Below are 24334 nucleotides of genomic sequence, written 5' to 3' on the forward strand. Positions count from 1 at the left end.
AGATTTTGTGGATGCTGGCGCAGAAGCTTATGAGCAACAATACCAACAACGGGTGTTCAAACATCTCAAACAACGGGCGAAAAAAATGGGCTTCGATCTAGTTCCTGAGCCACTTGTAGGTTGAGTTTCTTAGAAGAGGCTCCGCCAACGAGATGATTACTCAAACAATGGTACAGCCGTCGTTCTGGATCGAAATTGGTATCCAGATCCAAAAAGTGCGCGGACTGAGCTTGTTCAAGTTTACAGACGATCTTCAAGCCCGTCTAGAAGTATTAATCGATCGTCAAAAAGCGAACCTCCTAACCGCCGAAGAAATCGCCGAACTTGCGGGTATTACTGAACTCGATCGAATTTTCACACTGATGAATGCTCGGATTATTGCTGAGTCATGATATGGCATGTAAGAGATAGGTTATGAACACAAGGGAGCTACTATCGTTATACAGTGCTGGAAAACGTGATTTTCATGGTATCGCTATACAAAATGCAAGTCTACGCGAACAGATTCTCAAAAAAGTGATTCTCGATCGAGCTATGCTTTTTTCTGCTGATATGGTGAGTATTAATCTCAGAGCAGCAAGCCTCAAAGTAACTAACTTGAGTGGGTCGAATTTAAGTAATGCTAATCTCCGAGGCGCAAACCCACAAGGGGCAGACTTACGAGGATCTAATTTAAGTGGGGCTAACCTCAAAGGAGCCGATTTGCGTCGAACATATCTAGGAAAAGCCAATTTAAAAGGAGCAAATCTAGAAAATGCAAATTTAGGTGAATCTCAGCTTTGGGATGTTGACCTTACGGGAGCTAACCTATTTGAGGCAAAACTAAAGCAAGTTCATTTTGAGAATATAGATCTTTTTCGAGATGCTAATATTGAAAAAGCAAGACTAGGTGAAGCTTGGGGGCTTTCAGAGATTGAAAAGCAGAATTTAGTCACACGAGGAGCTATTATCGAATTTTCAAAGGTAAAATTACTTTTTGATTCTGATATCGTAAAAATGTGGTTAGAGGATCGGCGTATAGAAGCAGTTAGAGAATATCGCCGTTCACATAATGTTGGATTAAAAGAAGCATTGGATTTCTTACAGAAAATCGTAATACATCGCCAATAATATTTGTGTGCTGAGTTGAATAATAAAACTTAATATTTCTATGGTATTGGTATGTTAGTTGGGTGGAGCATTGCTCCACCCAACCTACTGATTTTTGATGTTACTTAATGCTTGCAAACCTCGCGAATGGATTCTAAACCAACGCGATTGCAAAAGTCACCAAAACCTTCATCAGGCTTACGATCGATCTTAAAGTACTTCAAAATCGGTGTAAAGAAAGTCTCCAAATCGTTAATGTGCATTCTGTCGGTGTAAACCTGCGCCAGACGAGTTTGAGCGGGACAACCAGCCAGCCACACTTGATAACTTTCGGGGAAACTACCGACGAAGCCGACTTCCGCCATGTAGGGACGGGCGCAACCGTTGGGGCAACCAGTCATGCGGATGACGAATTGCTCGTCAGGTAAGCCTAACTCGGTCAGGAGGGCGCGAAAACGCTCATTGACACTGGGGGCGATCCGTTCGGATTCAGTGACGGCTAGACCGCAGGTAGGCAAAGCTGGGCACGCCATCGAATAGCGGACAAGGGGATCGATTTTGAGAGGATCTGGCTCGATGCCGTTGGAGATTAAGATTTTGTCGATCGCAGCTTTATCGGCGGGATCGATATCGTAAATCAGCACGTTTTGATGGGGCGTGACGCGCATCGGGATTTGATACGTCTGCACGATTTCTCTCAATGCAGTGCGAAGTTTGAAATCGCCCTCATCTTTAATCCGCCCATTGACAACAGAAATACCTAGAAATACTTTACCATCGCCTTGTTCGTGCCAACCTAAGAAATCGATATATTTAAAAGCGGGAAGTTGCTTGAGTGGTTGAATTTTTTTGCCATAATATTCTTCAACTTTGGCTTTAAATTTAGCCACGCCCCAATCGTGAATCAGGTATTTCATCCGCGCGTGACGGCGATTGGTACGATCGCCATAATCGCGTTGAGTAGAGACGATCGCTTTAACTAGATCGTAGATATTTGCTTTAGTTACATACCCGATCGGATCGGCAATTCGTGCGAATGTTTCTTCTTTATTATGAGTGCGTCCCAATCCGCCACCAGCATAAATATTGAAGCCTAATAATTGTCCTTTAGCATTACTTATTACTACTAATCCTAAATCTTGAGAGAAGATATCGATCGAATTATCCCCAGGTACAGTTACCGCAATTTTAAATTTGCGGGGCATATATTGCATCCCATACAGCGGTTCGACATCGCCGGGGAAAATTGTATGATTGGTGTCCTGTGCTAATGCTGCTTTGACTTCGGGTGCGGGTTCGCCACTGATAGCTTTTTCTCCATCCAACCAGATCTCGTAATATGCACCTGTGTGGGGCGTGAGCAGATCGGCGATCCGATCGGCATATTCCCAAGCATGGACATATTCAGGCTTATTTTTGAAGGGTGCTGGGGGTGCCATCACGTTGCGGTTCAAGTCGCCACAAGCACCGAGGGTAGAACCCATGTTCTGAACGATCGCGGCGATGGCTGGCTTGAGATTTTGCTTGAGAATACCGTGCATCTGGAAACCCTGGCGGGTAGTCGCGCGGATGGTTTCATTCCCATAGTCACTCGCCAATCGATCGAGTGCCAAGTACAATTGGGGGGGGATAAATCCGCCCGGATTACGGGTGCGGAGCATCATCTGATAATCTTTTTCGGCACCTTTGACGCGATTGTCGCGATTATCTTGCTGATAGGAGCCGTGAAACTTGAGAATCTGAATCGCGTCTTCTGTGAAATAATTTGTATCGAGGAGTAGCTCGCTGGCAACAGGTTCCCGCAGATAGTTACTATCTGTCTTTAAATGTTCTACTTTGGCGAGTTTTTTGGGGGCGGAAGTGTTAACCAGACTGAGTTTAAGGATACTTGCAGGCGAAAATCTAGCTTATAGTAATCCTAATAATTAAGATCTATAGTCTGTCTATTCTAACGTTTGCGTTGAGGTGGTTCAAAGCGAAAATCTCGTAATTTAGTCGCCATTAGATCGGATTTTAACACTCGAAGGCTAGCTTATACTGAGGTAATCAAATCTCAGTAGTTGAGGATCGATGGCAGACACCCCAGATCTCCGGCGGTACGCACCCGCCACCGAACGCAATCGCGAACCAATTCTCGCAGTTTTGCGGCAAGTATTACCACCAACAGGTACGATTCTCGAAATTTCCAGTGGGACTGGCGAACATGCGATTTTTATGGCTCCCCGACTCGCGCCGCGCTATTGGCTACCCTCAGATCCCAATCCCGATGCTAGAGCGAGTATTGCTGCTTGGCAACAGTCCGCACCGTGCGATAATATATATCCCCCGATCGATCTCGATGCCAGTAGTTCCCAGTGGTTGGTAGAATCAGAAGAGTTACCAAATTGCGATCTACAGCAACATCCAATTACAGCAATCGTGAATATTAATATGATTCATATTGCGCCACCATCGGCTTATCTAGGACTATTTTCAGGTGCAAAACGCGTTCTCCCGATCGATGGTATCTTGTACTTATATGGCCCCTTCAAGCAAGGCGGAGTCCATACAGCCCCCAGCAATGCTGCCTTTGATGCCAGCCTTCAAAGCCAGAATCCAGAATGGGGGATTCGAGATTTGGAAGAAATAACTCGTGTTGCCCACAGTCATCATTTAGAGCTTCAAAAAGTTTACCCAATGCCAGCGAATAATCTCTCGGTTGTCTTTAAATTGGTTGGATAATATCTGACTTCGGCGGAGATCTACCCACCCCGCCCTACGGGCACCCCTCCTCGGAGGGGATTTTCTAACCTAATCCTTCCCTTGGAAAGGGGGGGAGCTGGAAAGCCCACTTGGAATAGGGATTGGGGGTAAATCCCCTCCTCGGAGGGGCGAATTAGCCGCAAGGCTGATTCGGGGTGGGTAAATCTCCGCAACACCTCCAGAAATCCCCTCACATCTCCCTCAATGGCTAATACCGACTTTCTCGCTCATCTCAATCCCTCCCAACGGCGTTCCGTCGAGCACTATTGTGGAGCCTTATTAGTAGTCGCTGGGGCTGGTAGCGGCAAAACTCGCGCCCTGACTTATCGAATTGCCAATTTAATTCGGACACATCATGTCGATCCCTCGCATATCTTAGCAGTTACATTTACCAATAAAGCTGCCAAAGAAATGCGATCGCGAATCGAGATTTTATTTGCCCAACAACAGTCAGAATTAAAGTATGGTAAAGCGTGGGGCGCATTGGATGAGTATCAGCAAACTCAGATGCGATCGCATGTCTACAAGACGATTATTAAAGACTTATGGATTGGGACATTTCACGGTTTATTTAGCAAGGTGCTTCGATATGATATCGAAAAATATCAGGATGAGAAGGGGCGAACTTGGAATAAAAGTTTCTCGATCTTTGATGATGCTGACTGTCAGGGACTAGTCAAGCAAATCGTGGTGAAGCAGTTAGATTTGGATGATAAGAAGTTTGAGCCGCGTGCTGTGCGGTATGCAATAAGTACTGCCAAGAATCAGGGGTTATCGCCTGATGAATATAGTAGGGAGCAAAATGACTATCGAGGGCGGGTAATTGCAGATGTATACAAGCATTACCAAGATGCGCTATGTGCTAATAATGCACTCGATTTTGATGACCTTTTATTAGTTCCCGTTCATCTATTTCGCCAAAATGCTCAAGTCTTAGATTATTGGCATCGCAAATTTAGACATATATTAGTTGATGAATATCAAGATACCAATCGGACTCAATACGATCTGATTCAACTTTTAGTTACCAATGGTGTCGATAGCAAAACCTTCGATGCTTGGGAACATCGCTCGATCTTTGTCGTAGGTGATGCCGATCAATCGATTTACTCTTTCCGTGCGGCTGATTTCACGATCTTGATGAATTTTCAGGATGACTTCGGCGATAGTAAGGCAGATGATATCACCGAAACAATGGTCAAGCTGGAAGAAAACTATCGATCGCGTGAGAATATTTTAGCAGCCGCCAATCATCTGATTCAACATAACACTCAACGAATCGATAAAATTCTGATCGCTACGCGGGGCGAAGGCGAACCAATCTTTTTATATAAAGCCGATAACGAAATCGATGAAGCGGAGTTTATCGTCAGTCAGATTCGGAAGCTACTACGCGAAAATTCCGAACTTAACTATGGTAACTTTGCGGCACTATACCGCACCAATGCTCAATCCCGACCGATCGAGGATGCTTTTGTAAGAGCGCAAGTCCCATATACAATCGTGGGTGGACTGAAGTTTTACGATCGGCGTGAAGTCAAGGATATGATTGCTTATCTACGCGCAATTGCCAATCCTAGCGATACAGTTAGTCTACTGCGGGTAATTAATACACCCAGAAGAGGAGTCGGACAAACGACGATCGATAACCTCCAAAATGCCGCTCATCAATTAGGCGTACCCCTATGGGAAATCCTTAATGATGATACATCTGTAAAAACAGTCGCCGGACGATCGTCAAAAGGCGTACTGACTTTTGCCCAGATTATTAATAAGTGGCGCAGCGAAGCCGAAACTCGTCCGGTTGTCGATATAGTTACGGGTATAATTGAAGATACTGGTTACGTTCACGAACTCCAAATTCAAGGTACAGATGAAGCCTTAGAGCGCGTTCAAAACATCCAAGAATTAGTCAACGCGACGATTCAGTTTCAGGAAGAAAATGAGACACCCACACTCGAAGCATATTTAAGTAGTGCTGCACTCAGTTCCGATCTCGATAATCTCCAAGAAGGTAAAGAAGCTGTCTCATTGATGACATTACATGCCTCCAAGGGATTAGAATTTCCAATCGTCTTTTTGGTGGGATTAGAAGCCGGATTATTCCCGAGTTTTCGATCGCTCAACGATCCATTAGCTGTCGAAGAAGAGCGCAGGTTATGCTACGTCGGCATCACTCGCGCTCAGGAAATGTTATATCTCTCCCACGCGCGGGAACGTCGATTATATGGCTCCAGAGAACCCGCCATTCGATCGCAATTCATCGGCGAATTACCACCAGAATTACTCAATACCAATCTGCGCGGGATCGCTACAGCAAAAACTACCGCTAGAACCTCGCCAAAAGAGCCTAAAACCGTCGGTAATGCTACTAGTCAGACAACAGGCTGGCGGGTGGGCGATCGCGTGATTCATCGCAGTTTTGGGGTAGGTCAAATTTCCCATGTATTTGGGACTGGGAATAAACAATCTGTAGCGATTAAGTTTCCCAATGTCGGACAGAAAATCATCGATCCGAAGATTGTAGGCTTGCAAAAAATTGAATGATATATCTCATTCATAATTGGTCGTAGATTTTATTCCCTCACAATTAATCCACCCGGCTACACAATTAACCTGTCGGGGTGCCCCTTGTGGGTACCCTGGATCTATACCAAGCAATAGCATATTTCAATTGGGGCAAGATGCGCTCGTACCAAAATAGCTAGAAATCCACGCTTTTACCAAGATGTTGACAAACAATCGATCTTATGGGAATATAGTATACGTGGTTAAAAACACCAAATGCGGGTGTAGCTCAGTGGTAGAGCGCAACCTTGCCAAGGTTGATGTCGCGCGTTCGAATCGCGTCTCCCGCTTAACGAAATTTAGATTCACAATGATTGAAGGTCTTCTGACATTAGAGGATCTTTTTTTGTGCTATCGAGAGTACATCATCTACCATATCAATAGCACCGTCAATAATCTGCTCTATTTCCTGTGTCACCTTATCAACAGCAGCAAATTTATTTAGACCGAGAATATCCCTGTCCGTGCCACCTCCACGGAAAATTGCAACAGATCGTCCTGACAGAAGCATTTGGATGCGATCGCTGCCACCATCTCTTTGTAATGCAGAAAGATAGTCTGGCAATCGAAGAATTAGGGGGTACTTCTCCCTACAAACGGCGTTATTATTGGGATGGGAAACGGTTGCGAAATCTGAGATCTTTGCCAAGCGGTACTTTTTGGACATTTTTGGGATCGCCACAGCGGTGGACGCGGTGGATCGAATATCTGAGTGTAACTAGCGTGTTGCTAATCGTACTGCGAATTTATTGTGGAATAACGCCAACCAATCATAGCTTTAATCTTGTACTATCAATGGCGATAACTATTGTTGTCTCCACCATTATTATGCTCTGGTTATTCGACCAAGGTTAAGAACCTCTTTATGGAAAATGCAAGTGCTAACCCCAGCCTAGCTAGCGTATTGCATCAGTCCGTTCAAGCTGGACGACACATCACGCACACTAGCAGCAAGCAACGAGAACAGGCGATCGGCTCGATGGCGACAGCCCTGCGAGGTGCATTTCACGATATCCTGGAGGCCAATACTCTCGATCTGGAGGCAAGTCGCGAATCAGGTGTTTCCGATCTGCTATTGGATTGGCTAAAACTCACTCCCGAACGTCTTCAGAGATACATAGATCTGTTGCATCGTGTGGGCGAACTTTCATCAATGTATGGTAGTAAAGATCTCGGTTCACCAGCAGGAGATCGCCATAGTTACAGCCAAGTTAGACCGTTGGGTACGGTAGCTTTCATTTATGAGGCTCTACCAGAATTGGGTGCTATTGCCGCAGGTATGAGTCTTAAAACAGGTAATAGCATTATCCTCCGTGGTGGTACCGAGGCACAACATACCAATCTGGCGATCTCAACTGCGCTCAGAATTGGCCTAGAACGAGCTGATTTTCCGATCGATGCTATCCAGCTAGTTGACTCTACTCCTAGCCTCTTGTATGAGCTATTAACCCACACTCAGCAGGTAAATTTGGCGATTTGTTATGGCAGACCGAGCTTGATTCATCAAGTCACTCAGCAAGCAACAGTATCGATTTTGCCTGCCGCGATCGGGAATTGTTATCTGTACTGGGGCGCGAATGGGAATTTGGAGCTAGTCCGTCACGCGATCTGTGATAGTCATGTGGGTGAGCCAGATGCTGTCAACGCGATCGAGAAGGTCTTGATTCATACCGATCGATCTTCAACATCTCTGACGACACTCTGGAAAAGTTTAAAAGATCGGGGGTTTCAACTGCGTGGCGATCGAGAGTTGGTTGCTAGTTATGGAGAATATCTCCAATTAGCCCCTGAGACAGAATGGCATCAACCATATCTACGGAAAATTGTCGCATTCAAGTCTGTCAAAAGCGTGGGTGAAGCGATCTCGACGATCGATCGTGATAGTAGCGGACACGCTGATGGGATTATTACTGATTCTTACCTAGAAACCCAGCAATTCGTCGCTGGGATTAATAGTGCTTACGTATACATTAACGCTTCCCCTCGCTTTCACCGCCACCAACGAGGTAGCGATCGGATTTGGCTGGGGATGTCCAATTATCATGGTTCCCAGCGTGGCGCGATCGCACTAGCCTCACTCGTCGCAACGCAGCAGGTGACGATGGGCTAATAGGTATTTGGCGGTGCTGAATCAGGATGCAAAGCGTCCGGGTATGAAAGACGATGTGACTGGGGGATTTCGGAATTGCATAAAAAGGGACATCATCCCTCAAATCAGCAACGCCCGATGTCTATTGCTGCTACATCTGCCACATCCGCCTGGTGCAGATTTGCTCTGTGTCGGCTGCGGACTTTGGATCTGTAGCAGCGTTTATCTTCTAACAATTACCGCCGAGGGCGTGGAGGTGGTACGCTGGGGCGATCGTCACCATTACGTTTGTCCTCACCATTGGACGAGCGACGGGTTGGTGGCGCACTGCGAGGTTTGTTACTCGCGGCTGGCGGATTTAGATCGCCATCTCGCGATCGATCTGAGTCCGAATAACTACTGGGATTGCTCCCATAGACATCTAGATGGACAGATTGACCTACGGCTGACGCTGCTGCTTGAAGAATGGTGCGAACTGCTTGGATATTTCGACCGCCGCGACCGAAGGCACTACCGCGATCTGGTTCCGCCACAGCCACCCGAATCCAGATCCGATTGCGCTCGATCGTGTATTCACAATCAACGCCAATCGCATCTGTCGTACTCAAGAACGGTTGAAATAAAAATTTGACTAGTTGCTCGTAGTCAGGCAAATTGAGTCGATCGGTCGAGATCACGATACTTTGACACCTTTTTGCTCGATAATATTAGCTTTTTCCAACAGCCGACGTACGGTTTCGGTTGGCTGGGCACCTTGTTGAAGTCTTCTGAGGATCGCATCGGTGTCGAGCCGAACTTCGTCGGTTCTGGGATTGTAGAAGCCTAATTCTTCTAGGGGACAGCCATCGCGTCTAGTAGTACTTTGCATCGCGACTAAACGGTAACTAGCTTCCCGCTTTTTACCAAATCTTTTGAGTCGTATTTTAATCATTTTGAGACAGTTTAACTGATAATATTAGTGAGTTACACGATCGACCCACAGCCTTTCCAATATAACATGGCAGTTGGACAATCTGTCTAAATGTCGATCTAAAGTGCAGTGAGGATCGGCAGGTTGGCGATCGGCATCCAACTAGTGATGAATCGAGATTGACACAGTAGGGACTATGAAAGTAATTGGGCTAATGAGTGGGACATCGGTAGACGGGATCGATGCTGCATTGGTAGAGATCGCCGGAACGACACTCGATTTGCGGGTAGAGTTGCTGGCTGGGGACACTTATCCTTACCCTGAGGATCTCCGATCGCAAATTTTGGCAGTGTGTGCGGGTGAAAAATTATCGATGCTCGAACTAGCAGGATTAGATGATGCGATCGCGGCATGTTTTGCCCAAGCGGCAATTGATATTCAATCTCACCACCCCACGGCTATCTCGATCGGTTCGCACGGTCAGACAGTGTTCCATCGCCCTACAACCGACCAAAAGATGGGTTATAGTCTCCAGCTTGGGCGGGGAGAATCGATCGCTGCGATCGCCCAAATTACCACCATTGACAACTTCCGCGCCGCCGACATTGCCGCAGGCGGACAAGGTGCGCCTCTGGTACCCAAACCAGATGCTTATCTCCTGAGCCATCCCCACGAGCATCGCTGCGTTCAGAATATCGGTGGGATTGGGAATGTCACCTATCTACCGCCCAATAGTCAGCCCGATTGGGAGCAAAAAGTTTGTGGTTGGGATACAGGCCCTGGAAATAGTTTACTCGACCTCGCAGTGACCCAACTCAGTCAGGGTGAATTAACATTCGATCGAGATGGCGCGTGGGCGGCTACAGGCAAGGTTTGTCAACCATTAGTTCAAAGATGGTTATCACAGGATTATTTTAGTGCCCCACCTCCCAAATCGACAGGAAGAGAGCTATTTGGAGCAGATTATCTCCAGAATTGTATCGATGATGCGAACGGCTACCAGCTTACTCCCGCAGATCTGCTGGCTACTCTGACGGATTTGACTGCTAGTAGCATCGCTGATAGTTACCGCCGATTTTTGCCACAACTACCAGAGCGAGTATTGCTGTGTGGCGGGGGTAGCCGCAATCTCTATCTGCGAGAACGTCTCCAGCAGCACCTCCCCAGTATGGAGATCGGCACTACTGATGATGCGGGAGTAAATGGAGACTATAAAGAAGCGATCGCTTTTGCTGTCTTAGCCTACTGGCGACATCATCAAATTCCTGGCAACTTACCGACAGCTACCGGAGCAAAATACCCAGTACTGTTGGGTGATGTCCATCATTGGCAATGAATTGGGTATATTTGAAAGAAGAGCGTCAAATTCTCTACCATCTGGTAAGTCGATCGATTGGTAATAATAGTTATCACCTGTGATTGATGATACGGATATATGATGATGGAGAGTAATTACAATTCGATCGAGACTCAACAGAATGGCATTTTAAAAATATCGAGTAAATATTTACTAGATAAAATAACGGTTTTCATTCCTTTGTTGCTCTGGAGCAGAAAATCGATGTGGATCGGGCAAACACCGATCCAGACAAAGGTAGCTTAACTCGATCGCTTTTGTGTTGATGTTCAATTTTTATGTTCAGTTGATTAGTACTATTAATTTGTTGCCCATCTCATTATCGAGCGGCATGGAGGCATCGATCTCGTGAGAGATGAATATTATGGTCGCTTACTGGTTCAACGCTATCAATTATTAGAGATCGCGGGGAAAGGCTCGATGGGACAAGTGTACCAAGCTAAAGATACACTCCTGGGGGGTGTAATTGTAGCAGTCAAATTTTTGTCGCGCGCGAAAATGACTCAGCGGGTGAGGGATAGATTTATGCGCGAAGCAACTATTAGTGCCTTGCTGGGGGAACAAAGTATCCACATTGTCAAAGTGCGAGACTATGGAGTCGATGATGAGGAAATGCCCTTCTATGTGATGGAATACCTCAAAGGATCTAGTCTCAAAGATGTGATGCAAAATAAACCCATGCCACTACCGAAGTTTTTTAGCTTCATGCGGCAGATTTGTCTGGGGTTACAATGCGCCCATGATGGGATTGAAATCGATGGCAATGTTACCCAAGTTGTTCACCGCGACATCAAGCCCAGCAACATAATTGTCGTCAAAGATGCCACCCTCGGCGAATTAGTTAAGGTGCTAGATTTTGGCATCGCTTTACTCAAATCCGATGAATCCCCAACTGGATTTATGGGGACACCTGCATACTGTTCGCCCGAACAGATGGATGGTAAAACGCTCGATAATCGTGCGGACATCTACAGCTTGGGAATTATGATGTTCCAAATGCTCACAGGCGAACTTCCGCTCAAGCCCAAAGCTAGTTCATTTGAAGGCTGGTTTCAATCTCATCACTATCAAACACCCAAATTGTTTAGCGAAGTTAGGGCTAAACTAAACCTACCACAGGGATTGATCGATGTTGTCAATCAATGTATGGCAAAAACCGCCGAGCAACGTCCATCCAGCGTAACTGAGATCCTCAAAAGTCTCGAACAAGTCGAACAAAACTTAGCGCGAGAATTGTCCTCTGGCATCGCACACGATAACCTTAGAGAATCTGGATCGCACCAGCACACACCACCTACTGCTGACGATATCTGTCGTCAAAGTACATGGCCCAAAGACAAGCCTAGAGCTGAAATCGTCTTTCCGCAACTAATCCAGTATGAAAATACCGAATTAGTCACCATGTGGATCATGCTGGCTGGTGTTGACGTCGAGAAATACAAGAATAATAAACCGCATTCTCAGTTTCTCTTTGTCGGTTCCCCCCATCCAATGCTCCTGTGGCTGACGACACTGTATCAAGATGAGCAGCAGCACCGGATGTTGCCTTGCTATCTAGATCTCAAAAAACCGCTCGGTGAGAAAATACTCCAAATCCTCACCCAGACAGGTACCTATCGACTGGTATTATTTGCCCTTGAAGGTGACGAACATTGCGTTTGGACTATCGATGGCAAAATTCCAAGTAGGAAAGTTCAACTGTTGAATGAATGGTTGTCAGAGAGTCAAAGTAGCTCTGCTGCACATGGTCAAATTAAGGAAAGTAAGCGATCGCTCAAGGAGGAGTTGGAGTCTCTCAAACCCAAGCTGCTTGCTAGTCTTCAGCGTCAGATTTCTCGGAAAAAGTGATATTGATGTGGGGTTGGGGATTTTTTTAACGCAAAGGACGCTGAGGGTTTTTGGTGGTTAGTTGGGGTTGTTTGTTGGTACCGCAAAGGGCGCGAAGGGGATGATTGTTGGTGGTTTGAATCTGCTGCTTAATACTCTTCAGCGTCGAGTTTCTCGGAGCAAGTAAGATGGTGGATGGTGGATGGTGGATGGTTGTCCTTTGTGGAGTTGAAACTCCCTAAAGCATAAAGCCTAAAGCCTAAAGCCTTCCTAAGCAACACTGCCGCGTTTTCTGGTTTCTTTGTAGGATGTGCCGACGTTTTTGATGCCTGTTTTGACGAGTTCCTGTTCGAGGAGGGCGAAGAAGCTCGATCGATCGGCACCTCTGACTACTGCTTGATTGTGAGCTTCTGCTAGGGCGACGGGATAGCCAAAGCCTTTATTTACTTGAGCGACGATTAGACTCAACGCTGTACTTGAGAGATTTTCATCCTGTGCTACCCAGGCGGGAACTTCGACACGAGCGATTTCTGTCCCGACATGAAGGTAGCAAAAATACACTTTGTGAGAGTCATCATACCAGTCCAAAATCTTGGCGGTACTCTGCCACCAGCAGCTCCGTTGTCCTGGCGATAGTTGCGTATTCCACAATGTTGTATCTCGCACCCCTTCAAACTGCTGACAGGGGAGTTTGGCTGCATCTCCACAGTGGGTGGGACAGTCGGGTGTATCGTGGGGACAGGTTAGCAGCCGTAGGAGGTTGAGATTGTCGATACTCCGAGAGGAACTCAGATAACCGACGATCGGAATTCCGGCTCCACGTAGCTCTTCCCATGCGGCTAAAATCGGATTGAGAATTCGTTCGCGGGCTTCTGTCGGTAATTGTTCGAGAAACCAATAGACTAGAGAACCATCTACCATCGCTAAGGTGGGTACACGAGGCGAGGATGCGATCGATTTTGGATCTACCCCATCAAACCCAAACGGTGGATTAACCCAGTTACAACCTAATTCTGCCAGCACTGTTGCCTCGGAAACTGCCCGTCGATAGCCCAACCATTCTTCAGTACTAATTCCCCATTGGCGCGAAATATACAGATCTTCTTGCTGATAAAAAACTTCAGGAATGCTATCGAGCAGTGGGTGCAAATTTTGCCCGTAATGAATCATCACTCTACCGATGTTAATCAGGTAGCAATAAGCAATTTCATGATGACTGGGAGCAATTTGGGAGCCATCTGTGGCTAATACAGTTTGCTGGGGTGGGGGAGCCGCAATATCAATCCGCGTGTCAAGGGGTTCGACGGGAATAGATGTGTTGAAAAATAATCGATTTTGCCACTGTTGCTGGATCGCAGCTAGCTCTACTTGTCTGTGAATCGCTTGCTGGAGAGAAGCTGTGGCTAATTGTAACCGCTGCTGATTTGCCGCAGTCTCACGTACTAAATGTTGACCGATCCCAGGTAATTGTTTGGCAACCTGATTGATATCTAGCATGGGGAAGGCTTTAGGTTTTAGGTTTTAGGCTTTAGGTTTTAGGTTTTAGGCTTTAGGCTTTGGGCTTTGGGCTTTGGGCTTTGGGCTTTAGGGCAAGAGGTAGTGATAAGATGCTTTGCGCTGTTAACCTCGCTCTACATATTGAATAGGATAATGGCTGGCGATCGAAGATCGGGATCGACAACAACTTTATCAGCAGTTTCTCGATCGACTCTCCACAATTACCAGCCAAGATGAAACTATCAACTATCAACTATTTAACTACCAACCTTTTTCAGCTTGAGCCAAAACATAAGTAGCAACATCTTCAATCTGAGCAGCACTGAGTCTACCACCGAATGCTGGCATCGCATTCTTACCATTGGTGACTTGGGTAGTAATCGCGGCGATGGAGTTCATCCCATATTCTGCCAAAGCTGCTTTCTTGAGATTCTTTTTTGCCATGATGACATTGTTGCCACCAGCATGACAAGCCGCACAGTTAGCACTAAATATTTTGCCGCCACTAGCTGCTTCAGCCGCGAATGCAGGGCTACTAAATGCGATGGTAAGTAGTGAGATCGCTACGGTGAAAATTGAAATCAGCCTTTTCAAAACGTTTCTCCTAATCTAAATTTAAAGGAAGCAATACAAGTAGTTGTTTGTCTTTGTCGATCGACTTTACCAAGTATACTTGGGCGTGACCAGTAAAAGCACCTATTTTGTGACCTCTTAGGTTCCGACTCAGCACATTGGCGGTTGAGATGGGGTGAAGATCGTCGCTGGCTTTGCTTGCAGAAGATACTCACACCACCACACTATCTAACTGTTTTACCACCACCCCATTGCTCGCCCATGATTTTGGGCTGCATCAGGATATGTCCAGCGATATTGTACATGTCATCCTCCGATAGATTCTTCATTTCGGTGAAGATATCTGCACTATCCATACTAGGGTGCAACTCGGCAATTTCAGTTTCACCATCGTAGGTCGTCGGATGGTGCATGTAGTCTACCAATGCCACAACATTATCCCGTGCTGGGGTGGCACCGGATAAATCTACAGGGCCTAAGCTGACATTAAAGTCAGTTTTGGTGACACCGCCAGCATGACATTGGGCACAAGTTGACGCAAACAGTTTTCTACCTTGGTTGACTTGTTTGAGATTCAGGGTGGCAGTTTCGCCCCCTGCGTTCAACTTGACTGTGCGCGTTGCCGCATCGAGTTCGATCGCACTCGCGCTGGTGATAAAGGTTTGGAATGCAAACAACATGGTTGCCACAGCCAGCAACAGGAATCGCTTGAACATGGTTCTCCCTCTAAAAAGATAACTTTAAATTAAATGATAACTACACAACACAGCTAAACTCAATACTGAAGCCACAGCTATCTTATATTACCCATATCATCTCATTATCTCGACCCTGATTTCTCCATTTCTCCTCATAAAGTAAAGAAAAATTTACAATGGGGGGTAGTGGATAGTGGATAGTGGATGGTGAATAGAGCAACGCTTGTAGTCTTATACCAAACACAAAATCCGATAAACTTTTTCCATCCACTATCCACTATCCACTATCCACTAACTCTGATGCAGTCTCACCAACTGAGCAACTGTCCGCTTCAATTGAGTGCGGGGGACAATTTTATCAATGAAACCCTTTTGGAGTGCGTATTCTGAGGTTTGGAAATCGTCGGGTAGTTTTTCCCGTAGGGTTTGTTCGATCACGCGTCTACCTGCAAATCCGATCGTTGCTTTGGGTTCGGCGAGAATAATATCTCCCAGCATGGCGAAACTAGCGATAACGCCGCCTGTGGTGGGATGGGTGAGAATGGGGAGATAGAGTAATCGCGCTTCGCGGTGTCGTTCTAACGCACCAGAAATTTTAGCCATCTGCATCAGACTGAGCATCCCTTCCTGCATTCTGGCACCTCCAGAAGCACAGACGATCGCCACGGGGATGCGATTTTTGGTGGCATATTCGATCGCCCGTGTCAGCTTTTCGCCGACGACGGAACCCATGCTCCCACCCATAAATTGGAAATCCATAACGCCCAATGCCAGCGGCGAACCTTCAATTTTTCCCGCTCCGGTGAGTACTGCATCGGTTAAGCCAGTTTTGTGTTGAGTGTCGCGAATTCGATCGCTATAAGATTTGAGATCTCTGAATTTGAGCGGATCTGTAGGCTGAAGGTTTTCATCGAATGGAATCCAGGTATCGGCGTCAATTAATTGAGCGATCCGTTCGTGACTAGATACACGCTTGTGATGCCCACATTCTAGACATACCAACTGATTGGCGGTGAGATCTTTGGTATAGGCGAGCGCGTTACAATCTTCACATTTTGTCCATAGCCCATCAGCAATTTCCCGCTCCTGTTGTTGCTGGATGCTGGGGCTGATGTTCTGCCGACGATCGGCAAACCAATCGAAGAGGGACGCGATTTGGGGCATATAGTAGCGATTGGTAAACAGCGATTGATAGAAAATTCATCCCGACTCAGATATATTATCTCGCGTTTAGGGGCGATTTCCCATCTGACTTACCATTGACTAGTTGCGGCGATGCGTCGAATCTACTTCACGTATTTAGGGACTGAGCGATCAGCGATCGCAGCTTAACCCTCAGAGGACGGGCATGAAACTGATTTATGCCAGGAGTTTAGGATTTATTTAGGCTATTCTACGAGTAAATCTGACAAGCACTAGGATATTATCGAGCAAATAATTTAACAATCTTGTCTGTAACATTAAGCTAAAATTCACCTATTGCATCGTCATCCGTCACAGCCATGTATTGCCTCAACCCTAATTGACCTCAGCCTCAAAACGATCGTGAGGAAAAAATCTGTAAGGCTTGTGGTAGCAAGTTACTCCTAAAAGATCGTTACCGAGCGATTAGTTTTCTCGATAGTGGCGGAATGAGTCGAAACTTTCTAGCGATCGATACCGATATGCCCGCAGAAAAACGCTGTGTAATCAAACAGTTTTTTCCAGCTCCACAGGTATTAGATGATGTTGAAGCTTTTGAAAAATCGATCGAGTTATTTCAACGGGAAGGGGCGCAATTAGATCGGTTGGGTGCTGAGTCTACTCAAATCCCCCAATTATTTGCTTATTTGGAGCAAGAGCGCAGATTTTATCTGATTCAAGAGTTTATTGACGGGCAAAATTTACTCAAAGAACTAGACGAGCATGGTGCTTATTCTGAGACAAAAATTCGACAGTTATTAGATGATTTATTACCGATCTTAAAATTCGTTCACGATCGTGGCGTGATTCATCGAGATATTAAGCCAGAAAACATCATGCGGCGCAACAATGGACAACTGGTAGTCATCGATTTTGGGATGTCCAGACACCTAAATAGTACCGTGATGTCGCGCGGGACAACAGGCGGCACGATGGGCTATGCACCACCCGAACAGATTCGAGCGGGGGTTGCTTATCCAGCGAGTGATGTCTACGCGCTGGGGGCTACCTGCATCCATTTGCTGACGGATATTACGCCCGATCGACTGTACGATTTTATGACTAATAAATGGACTTGGCGACAGGAGTTAGCTAGTCAAGAACGACAGATCGATGAGAAACTAGCCTGTGCGATCGATCGGATGTTAATGAATGAAGTTCAGGATCGGCATCAATCGATCGCTTGTATTATTGCGGCATTAGCTTCCCCGCCTGTGAATAACTGGCGATTGAAAGCGATGGTTAGCACAGCTATATTATCAGTCACAACGACGGGATTAGTTGCTTATTCTAATCAAGAGCAGATCGAATGTCATCTAGGCAGACACAATCAAGTATGTCCCGCGCTAATTGCCAAGATCGTACCCCAGTCGCCCCAAAAGATCGGCAATGTTCTGTACTATCCTTATCTCTCTACGACAGATAGTCGGGGCAAGTCAGCAGAGATTAATATGGCGGTATTGAGCGATCGATATGAATGGCAATTAGGCTCGGATAACCAAGTTAGACTCAAGGGACAAACTCAATCGATTCCGATATCTGTCATCAAACAGGAGCTAGAAAAACAGGGTATTTTCAAAATCATGGATAATCCCAATCGGATTATTGCTCTCGGTACTGCTTCTTGTGAAGGAACTCGCACAGAAGAAGAATCACGTGCGCTGAACCGAGCCAAAACGATTCAAGATAAAATTGTCAAGCAATTATTTCAGGTTAAGGAATATCCAATTTTAAATCTAGGTCAATTCATCCGTGATGATTGTAAGCGAGATGCTCAAGGAAATTCGTTGCAGCGAAGATTGACAATCGTGGGAATGCGAAGAGAAAGTGCTGGGATAGAAGTAAAGGAATCACTATATCGACGTTTGGGCACGACAATTAAAGATTTGAATTTGAGTGATTATTCTCAAGGTACTGTAGATAGATTTGAATTGAAGAAATAGTTAACCTGAATTTGGGCTAAGTATTTTATTTAATGGCTCCTAGCTTCGTTTCCGCGTCCGATTTGCTTGCATTATGACCTATTTCGCTTCCTCAAATTAGTCGCAACTATCGATCTCATAATCATCGAGACAACTCAAAGCTGTCGAGCAAAACAAATCGCCATTGAGCGGCGAAAGTCCCAAAACTCTTTCCCGCCAATTCTCATCAAATAGTTTGAAAGTAACGAGTAAACCCAGCTACAAATCTTGAAATCCCTCGCGCTGTCCGCCATTTATTCTCCCGTTTGAGGGAATTCCCTAACCGTTCGCAAGCAGTACGGACTGTTCGCCAGTAATCGCAATAATCCGCAATTGAGACGATTTTTTCTTCGTCAATTCCTCCGTAAGCTGTGCGGATACATCTTTAGCCGTCGCCAGATAACAACACCACACGATCGGATTCAACCCCTCATCCAACCGCGCCTTCACCCAAGCAATCGTTGTCTGCAACTTGCGATCGTCTTTAGGTGCGCTCGCTTCAGCATCAAGCAAGAGTTAAAATGAAGTACGATCGCCGATCGGGGCTGGGTTGGGAAGGGGAAATTCAGCCGAGGTTATAGGGTCTAGCTCTTTTAACTGCTGATAAACAGCACAAATTTGGTCTTCACTTCCACCGATCGAGATGTCGATCGATTGTAGGATCTAGGCATTGCCTAAGTCCTAAAAGCTTTGGATAGCAAGTTGTTTGTCTAGGCAAAGAACAGAAAATCGAGTGGGATGTGGGAGCATGGCAGCCTTGAGAGGGAAAGCTAGCGACGGCGATTTTAACCCTTCGTGAATCTGCTACGATTAACTTGGGACACTCAGTTAAGTGACGACTTACCGAAATGGTTGGTTTGGTGCATCGCAATCTGTTGCCCTGTATTGAAAGTCAGCAGAATGGTTTGGCGGTGCGCGTTCGGGAGGAACCCTCCGGTAAAAAGCGCAACAAGACAACTAGACTGTCTAAGGGCTATTTGGCATAGCCGTTACGAATCAATATCTACAAAGATTATGGTTCTTGAGCATCTCAGTCGGTTCACCACTGAGAGTGTCAAAATCAAAAAAATATATATCCTAATGTTAGATCGAAGTTCGGTGTTAGAAGTGCTAAAACCCGTTCAAGACCCAGAGTTGCAAAAGAGTCTGGTCGAACTGAATATGATTCGGAATATTCAGGTGGATGGTGGGGTAGTGAAATTTACGGTGGTATTGACGACACCAGCTTGTCCGCTGCGTGAATTTATAGTCGATGAGTGCAAACAGGCTGTCAAAACGCTTCCTGGCGTAACTGATGTAGAAGTGGAAGTAACTGCCGAAATCCCGCAACAAAAGGGCTTGCCAGACCGTGTAGGTATCGATCGCATCAAAAATATCATCGCCATCTCCAGCGGTAAAGGTGGCGTGGGTAAAAGTACAGTAGCCGCAAATGTGGCTGTCGCGCTGGCTCAGTTGGGGGCGAAAGTCGGGTTATTAGATGCTGATATATACGGCCCCAATGCACCTTTAATGTTTGGATTGAGCGATATTCGGTTGGTACCGACAGCAGATGGTAGCCTCGAACCTGCCTTTAATCATGGGGTCAAAGTCGTATCGATGGCATTTTTGATCGATCGCGACCAGCCTGTGATCTGGCGGGGGCCGATGTTAAATGGGATTATCCGCCAATTCCTGTATCAAGTTAATTGGGGCGAACTGGATTATCTCATCGTCGATCTACCACCTGGAACTGGCGACGCGCAACTTACCCTCGCCCAAGCCGTACCGATGGCTGGAGCCGTAATTGTGACAACACCCCAAACCGTCGCCCTCGCCGATGCGCGCAAAGGACTGCGGATGTTTGAGAAATTTACAACAGTACTGGGCGTAGTTGAAAATATGAGCTATTTTATTCCCCCAGACATGCCCGATCGGCAGTATGATATTTTCGGCTCTGATGGTGGCGAAAAATTTGCCGCCGAGGTCGGAGTCCCCTTACTCGGTCGCATCCCACTAGAAATTCCCGTTCGCACCAGCGGCGATAATGGCATTCCGATCGTCCTTGCCGAGCCAGAATCAGCCGCAGCAAAAGCTCTAGTGAGTATTGCCAAAGCGATCGCAGGCAAAGTCTCAATGGTAGCTTTGGGATAGGTTTTAGGCTTTAGGCTTTAGGCTTTAGGGAAATTACAGATCCATCTCATCACCACTACCAGCCAACTCTCTGCGTTCTCTTACTACTCCGCGCCCTCTGCGTCCCTCTCCATGTACAAATCCTCAAATCGATCGCCTTGGCAAGATTTATTCCTTCATTGGCAGCAGATGGACTGGCTGTTAATCTTTCTGGTTGTGGGGTTAACCTTCTTTGGTGGCTTGATGATCCACAGTACGGAGTTAAATCAACCAGTCAATCATTGGTTGCAACACTGGGTCTTTGGTGGGATCGGAGTGGCGATCGCTTTTGGGATTGCGCGGATCTCCTACAATCATCTACTCCGCTGGCACTGGGTGACTTATGGCTTGACTAATGGCTTATTGGTTGCGGTAGATTTTATGGGCAGTAGTGCCAAAGGCGCACAGCGATGGATCGGTATTGGCGGTTTCAATGTTCAGCCTTCAGAATTTGCCAAAGTGGGATTGATTATTACGTTGGCAGCAATTTTGCATCGGCGTCCAGCGAATACGCTCCCGACATTTTTTAGTGCTTTAGCAATTACACTACCACCGTGGTTACTGGTCTTCATTCAACCAGATCTCGGAACATCATTGGTTTTTGGAGCGATCGCGATCGGCATGTTGTACTGGGCAAATGCCAAACCTGGTTGGCTAGTGCTATTGGTATCGCCGCTGTTCGCCGCAATTTTGTATAGCCTAAGTATACCTGCTTGGATTGTTTGGGCGTTACTGATGGGCATCATCGGCTGGTTGACGCTGCCATTCCGGTGGATAGCTGCGGCAGTCGCGCTCGGAATGAATATTGCTTTTGGAATAATCGGACAGGTATTCTGGCACGTACTCAAGGAATACCAAAAAGCGCGGGTGATCGTTTTTCTCGATCCCGATAAATACCCGTTGGGTGCTGGCTATCACTTGATCCAGTCGCGAATTGCGATCGGTGCGGGCGAACTGTGGGGACAGGGACTCAATCAAGGTACGCAGACACAACTCAATTTTATCCCCGAACAGCATACCGACTTTATCTTTTCCTCGATCGGTGAAGAGCTAGGATTTGTCGGATCGATGTGTTTGGTGGCGACCTTTTTGATTTTGTGCTGGCGATTATTGCGCGTGGCGCAACAAGCTCCCAATAATTTTGGGTCGCTCTTAGCAATTGGCGTTTTCCTGATGATTAGTTTTCAGGTAATAGTCAATATCAGTATGACGATTGGGATTGCGCCAGTTACTGGGATTCCATTACCCTGGATTAGCTATGGCGGCTCGGCACTGATTACCAACTTCATCGCGATCGGTTTGGTAGAATCTGTAGCTAATTATCGTCGTCGGTTTAGTCTCTAAAATTCAATGTTATTCCAAAGTGACGATTGAAATTGCCGGAGAATCTTCCCGATCGCGCTACCGCAACATGGTAAGATGTTCTGCCTGCGGCAATACGCAGCGAGTAAATACGCACTCGCTCGTAATGCTATAGGAAATATTATAGATAAGTATTAGGTTAAGGAGAGATCGATCGTGGCAAAGATGTATTATGATGCCGATGCGAATTTAGACTTATTAAACGGCAAGACTGTCGCAATTATCGGTTATGGTTCCCAAGGTCACGCTCACGCTCTCAACCTCAAAGATAGCGGCGTAAGTGTAATTATTGGTTTATATGAAGGTAGTAAATCTACAGCTAAAGCAGAAGCCGCAGGCTTAACAGTCAAAACAGTCGCCGACGCAGCCAAAATCGCCGACTTGATTATGATTTTGCTACCTGATGAAGTCCAACGGGGTATCTATGAAAACGAAATCAAACCCAATCTGAGTGCGGGTAATACCCTCGCTTTCGCGCACGGATTCAACATTCATTTCGGGCAAGTCGTACCGCCTGCCGATGTCGATGTCATCATGGTCGCACCTAAAGGCCCTGGGCACACGGTTCGCTATGAGTATGAAAAAGGACAAGGGGTACCTGCTTTGTTCGCTGTATATCAAGATGCTTCGGGACAGGCACGCGATCGAGCGATGGCGTATGCTAAGGGCATTGGTGGTACCCGCGCAGGTATTCTCGAAACTACCTTCCGCGAAGAAACCGAAACTGACTTATTTGGCGAACAGGCGGTGTTGTGTGGCGGTCTGAGTGCCCTTATTAAAGCTGGCTTTGAAACTCTTGTCGAAGCAGGTTATCAGCCCGAACTCGCCTATTTTGAATGCCTTCATGAAGTTAAACTCATCGTCGATCTCGTCGTCGTCGGTGGTTTGGCAGAAATGCGTAGTAGTATCTCGAATACGGCTGAATACGGCGACTACACTCGCGGCCCCCGGATTGTCACCGACGCAACTAAAGTGGAGATGAAAAAAATTCTGAGTGAGATTCAAACCGGACAATTTGCCCGTGAATTCATCCTCGAAAAACAATCTGGTAATGCTGGTTTTACAGCTATTCGCCGTCGGGAAGCCGAGCACCAAATCGAATCAGTCGGAAAAGATTTACGCGCGATGTTTAGCTGGTTGAAGAAAAACTAGACTGAGATAGTGTTGTGGCGATCGTGCCGTTCCTCATGTTGAGGCACGAAGCCCGACAGATTTGGCATCAATGAGCGGCAGTTTGAAAGTCTAGTTAATTGTGCGCGGATGCAAGATCGAGCTGTAATCGAGACGATATTAGCTACAGGATCGATCGACGATTTGGCAAGATTGTCGATCGCTGTTGGTAAGTATTGCCCTGAGTGGAAATATGCTCAAGATGTCTGTTTGCGACTTGCCGAACATCCCGATGAGAATGTGCGGGCTAATGCCTGCCTGGGACTAGGCTATATTGCCCGCACACGCGGACGATTGGAAAAACATCTGGTTAAACCTGTTTTGTTGCGCGAGTTCCGCTGTCAAACTGAGTTACGAGGGAAGATTGCCAATGCGATCGAGGATCTCAACTTTTTTCTAGGCTGGCGGTTGACGGCGGAAGTAGAAGTAAGCAATTGGTAGCTCGCTCCCAACACTCAATAGTAAGATCGCCAAGGCTGCAAACTGGGCGATCCCATTTTTACCATTTTTGCTTGGTGAAGGTTCCTTCGGATCTACGGGTTGGGAAACACGCAAGTCAGTGGTAGTAACTGCGATGGGGATATCGGTAAGCGAATCAAAAACATCAGGCTCTAATAGTTTGAAAATATTACTGGATCTGACAAGATCGGGATACTGGGCGATGATTTTGAGTAGGTTGCGATTGAAGTTGTGGGATTTGCCCAGATCCAAATCTCTAAATGACCAGAAACAGGTATTCTCTATACAAGCAAAATGCGGCTGCCACGCTCCAAGACTAGTGTCAACAGTATGTTGTACTAGTGCTTCACCAGGTACGCAACCCGTTTTGGTGCAGGTTTTATACTGCATGATTAGCAATGGTTTTTGGCATTGAGGCGACTCACACTGGATGATTTGTAAGCCTTCTGAGGCGGGTTGCGCTGGTGTGAATTTGAGCCAATAGCGTTCGGGTGGTGCGGGTGAATTGGCGATCGCTGCTGTTGCTAGAGAGGAGACGGTCGCTACTGCCAAAATTATGATAACCCACATTCCGCACTTCAAATTCTACGACAAAGACTACCAATTAAAACTGTCTTGAAATTGCATTCTCGATGTTTATATCATTATTAATTTTCATGAAATAAGCACGAAAATTCTCTAGTTTTTAGCTATTTCCAAAAA

At 46.3% G+C, this 24334-nt stretch carries 22 protein-coding genes and 1 tRNA gene; 14 read left to right on the plus strand and 9 right to left on the minus strand.

Going from position 1 to position 24334, the window contains the following annotated elements; all coding sequences use genetic code 11:
• Positions 1 to 152 precede the first annotated feature (152 nt).
• Positions 153 to 392, plus strand: a complete 240-nt coding sequence (locus ACEW9J_RS17890; protein ID WP_373546461.1) for a hypothetical protein — start codon at positions 153 to 155, stop codon at positions 390 to 392.
• Between the two features lie 22 nt (positions 393 to 414).
• Positions 415 to 1110, plus strand: coding sequence for a pentapeptide repeat-containing protein (locus tag ACEW9J_RS17895; protein WP_373546462.1), 696 nt, complete (start codon positions 415 to 417; stop codon positions 1108 to 1110).
• Between the two features lie 104 nt (positions 1111 to 1214).
• On the opposite strand, the gene sir is transcribed toward ACEW9J_RS17895, so the two are convergent.
• On the minus strand, positions 1215 to 2960 hold the full coding sequence (sir, locus tag ACEW9J_RS17900; protein ID WP_373546481.1) for a sulfite reductase, ferredoxin dependent: 1746 nt from the start codon (positions 2958 to 2960) through the stop codon (positions 1215 to 1217).
• A 199-nt stretch (positions 2961 to 3159) separates the two neighbouring features.
• Between sir and ACEW9J_RS17905 the strand changes: the two genes are divergently transcribed.
• The 5 genes from ACEW9J_RS17905 (at position 3160) to ACEW9J_RS17925 (ending at position 8509) form a co-directional block, all read left to right on the plus strand.
• On the plus strand, positions 3160 to 3810 hold the full coding sequence (locus tag ACEW9J_RS17905) for a DUF938 domain-containing protein (RefSeq protein WP_373546463.1): 651 nt from the start codon (positions 3160 to 3162) through the stop codon (positions 3808 to 3810).
• Positions 3811 to 4035: 225 nt separating this feature from the next.
• Positions 4036 to 6378, plus strand: coding sequence for a DNA helicase PcrA (gene pcrA / locus ACEW9J_RS17910; RefSeq protein ID WP_373546464.1), 2343 nt, complete (start codon positions 4036 to 4038; stop codon positions 6376 to 6378).
• A 239-nt stretch (positions 6379 to 6617) separates the two neighbouring features.
• Positions 6618 to 6689, plus strand: a tRNA-Gly gene (locus tag ACEW9J_RS17915).
• Between the two features lie 121 nt (positions 6690 to 6810).
• Positions 6811 to 7254, plus strand: a complete 444-nt coding sequence (locus ACEW9J_RS17920) for a hypothetical protein (RefSeq protein ID WP_373546465.1) — start codon at positions 6811 to 6813, stop codon at positions 7252 to 7254.
• Positions 7255 to 7264: 10 nt separating this feature from the next.
• Positions 7265 to 8509, plus strand: coding sequence for an aldehyde dehydrogenase family protein (locus ACEW9J_RS17925; protein ID WP_373546466.1), 1245 nt, complete (start codon positions 7265 to 7267; stop codon positions 8507 to 8509).
• Positions 8510 to 8724: 215 nt separating this feature from the next.
• Here ACEW9J_RS17925 and ACEW9J_RS17930 read toward each other — a convergent pair whose 3' ends face one another.
• A complete protein-coding gene (locus ACEW9J_RS17930) occupies positions 8725 to 9165 on the minus strand; it encodes a KH domain-containing protein (RefSeq protein ID WP_373546467.1) in 441 nt (146 codons plus the stop codon).
• Entirely contained in the window at positions 9162 to 9419 is a 258-nt protein-coding gene (rpsP, locus tag ACEW9J_RS17935) for a 30S ribosomal protein S16 (RefSeq protein WP_373546468.1), read from the minus strand. Before rpsP ends, ACEW9J_RS17930 begins: the two co-directional genes overlap by 4 nt.
• 175 nt (positions 9420 to 9594) lie before the next feature.
• Here rpsP and ACEW9J_RS17940 point away from each other — a divergent pair, with 175 nt between their 5' ends.
• Both ACEW9J_RS17940 and ACEW9J_RS17945 read left to right on the plus strand, forming a co-directional pair.
• Positions 9595 to 10734 (plus strand): anhydro-N-acetylmuramic acid kinase, encoded by a 1140-nt coding sequence (locus tag ACEW9J_RS17940; RefSeq protein WP_373546469.1) that lies wholly within the window; start codon positions 9595 to 9597, stop codon positions 10732 to 10734.
• A 369-nt stretch (positions 10735 to 11103) separates the two neighbouring features.
• Entirely contained in the window at positions 11104 to 12603 is a 1500-nt protein-coding gene (locus ACEW9J_RS17945; protein ID WP_373546470.1) for a serine/threonine protein kinase, read from the plus strand.
• Between the two features lie 249 nt (positions 12604 to 12852).
• On the opposite strand, the gene ACEW9J_RS17950 is transcribed toward ACEW9J_RS17945, so the two are convergent.
• The 4 genes from ACEW9J_RS17950 to accD form a co-directional block, all read right to left on the minus strand.
• Positions 12853 to 14079 carry a DNA double-strand break repair nuclease NurA gene (locus tag ACEW9J_RS17950; RefSeq protein WP_373546471.1) on the minus strand — a complete coding sequence of 409 codons (1227 nt, stop codon included), beginning with the start codon at positions 14077 to 14079 and terminating at the stop codon, positions 12853 to 12855.
• 261 nt (positions 14080 to 14340) lie between these two features.
• Complete coding sequence (gene petJ / locus ACEW9J_RS17955; RefSeq protein WP_373546472.1) at positions 14341 to 14673, minus strand: cytochrome c6 PetJ; 333 nt, start codon at positions 14671 to 14673, stop codon at positions 14341 to 14343.
• Positions 14674 to 14876: 203 nt separating this feature from the next.
• The gene (gene psbV / locus ACEW9J_RS17960; RefSeq protein WP_373546473.1) at positions 14877 to 15368 is read right to left on the minus strand and encodes a photosystem II cytochrome c-550; all 492 of its coding nucleotides are present in this window, start codon (positions 15366 to 15368) and stop codon (positions 14877 to 14879) included.
• Positions 15369 to 15641: 273 nt separating this feature from the next.
• Positions 15642 to 16514 carry an acetyl-CoA carboxylase, carboxyltransferase subunit beta gene (gene accD, locus ACEW9J_RS17965; protein WP_373546474.1) on the minus strand — a complete coding sequence of 291 codons (873 nt, stop codon included), beginning with the start codon at positions 16512 to 16514 and terminating at the stop codon, positions 15642 to 15644.
• A 467-nt stretch (positions 16515 to 16981) separates the two neighbouring features.
• Here accD and ACEW9J_RS17970 point away from each other — a divergent pair, with 467 nt between their 5' ends.
• Positions 16982 to 18475: a protein kinase gene (locus ACEW9J_RS17970; RefSeq protein WP_373546475.1), complete on the plus strand. Its 1494-nt coding sequence runs from the start codon at positions 16982 to 16984 to the stop codon at positions 18473 to 18475.
• Between the two features lie 297 nt (positions 18476 to 18772).
• Here the strand turns inward: ACEW9J_RS17970 and ACEW9J_RS17975 are convergent, their stop codons facing one another.
• Complete coding sequence (locus ACEW9J_RS17975) at positions 18773 to 19006, minus strand: hypothetical protein (protein ID WP_373546476.1); 234 nt, start codon at positions 19004 to 19006, stop codon at positions 18773 to 18775.
• A gap of 567 nt (positions 19007 to 19573) precedes the next feature.
• Here ACEW9J_RS17975 and ACEW9J_RS17980 point away from each other — a divergent pair.
• From ACEW9J_RS17980 to ACEW9J_RS17995, 4 genes are all read left to right on the plus strand, one after another.
• Positions 19574 to 20623, plus strand: coding sequence for an Mrp/NBP35 family ATP-binding protein (locus tag ACEW9J_RS17980; protein WP_373546482.1), 1050 nt, complete (start codon positions 19574 to 19576; stop codon positions 20621 to 20623).
• Between the two features lie 111 nt (positions 20624 to 20734).
• On the plus strand, positions 20735 to 21985 hold the full coding sequence (rodA, locus tag ACEW9J_RS17985) for a rod shape-determining protein RodA (RefSeq protein ID WP_373546477.1): 1251 nt from the start codon (positions 20735 to 20737) through the stop codon (positions 21983 to 21985).
• Positions 21986 to 22159: 174 nt separating this feature from the next.
• The gene (gene ilvC, locus ACEW9J_RS17990; RefSeq protein WP_373546478.1) at positions 22160 to 23155 is read left to right on the plus strand and encodes a ketol-acid reductoisomerase; all 996 of its coding nucleotides are present in this window, start codon (positions 22160 to 22162) and stop codon (positions 23153 to 23155) included.
• Positions 23156 to 23263: 108 nt separating this feature from the next.
• Complete coding sequence (locus ACEW9J_RS17995; RefSeq protein ID WP_373546479.1) at positions 23264 to 23614, plus strand: hypothetical protein; 351 nt, start codon at positions 23264 to 23266, stop codon at positions 23612 to 23614.
• Here the strand turns inward: ACEW9J_RS17995 and ACEW9J_RS18000 are convergent.
• A complete protein-coding gene (locus ACEW9J_RS18000; RefSeq protein WP_373546480.1) occupies positions 23570 to 24184 on the minus strand; it encodes a hypothetical protein in 615 nt (204 codons plus the stop codon). The genes ACEW9J_RS17995 and ACEW9J_RS18000 overlap by 45 nt on opposite strands.
• Positions 24185 to 24334: the final 150 nt, after the last annotated feature.

Source organism: Chamaesiphon sp. (genome assembly GCF_041737865.1).
Classification (GTDB): Bacteria; Cyanobacteriota; Cyanobacteriia; order Cyanobacteriales; family Chamaesiphonaceae; genus Chamaesiphon.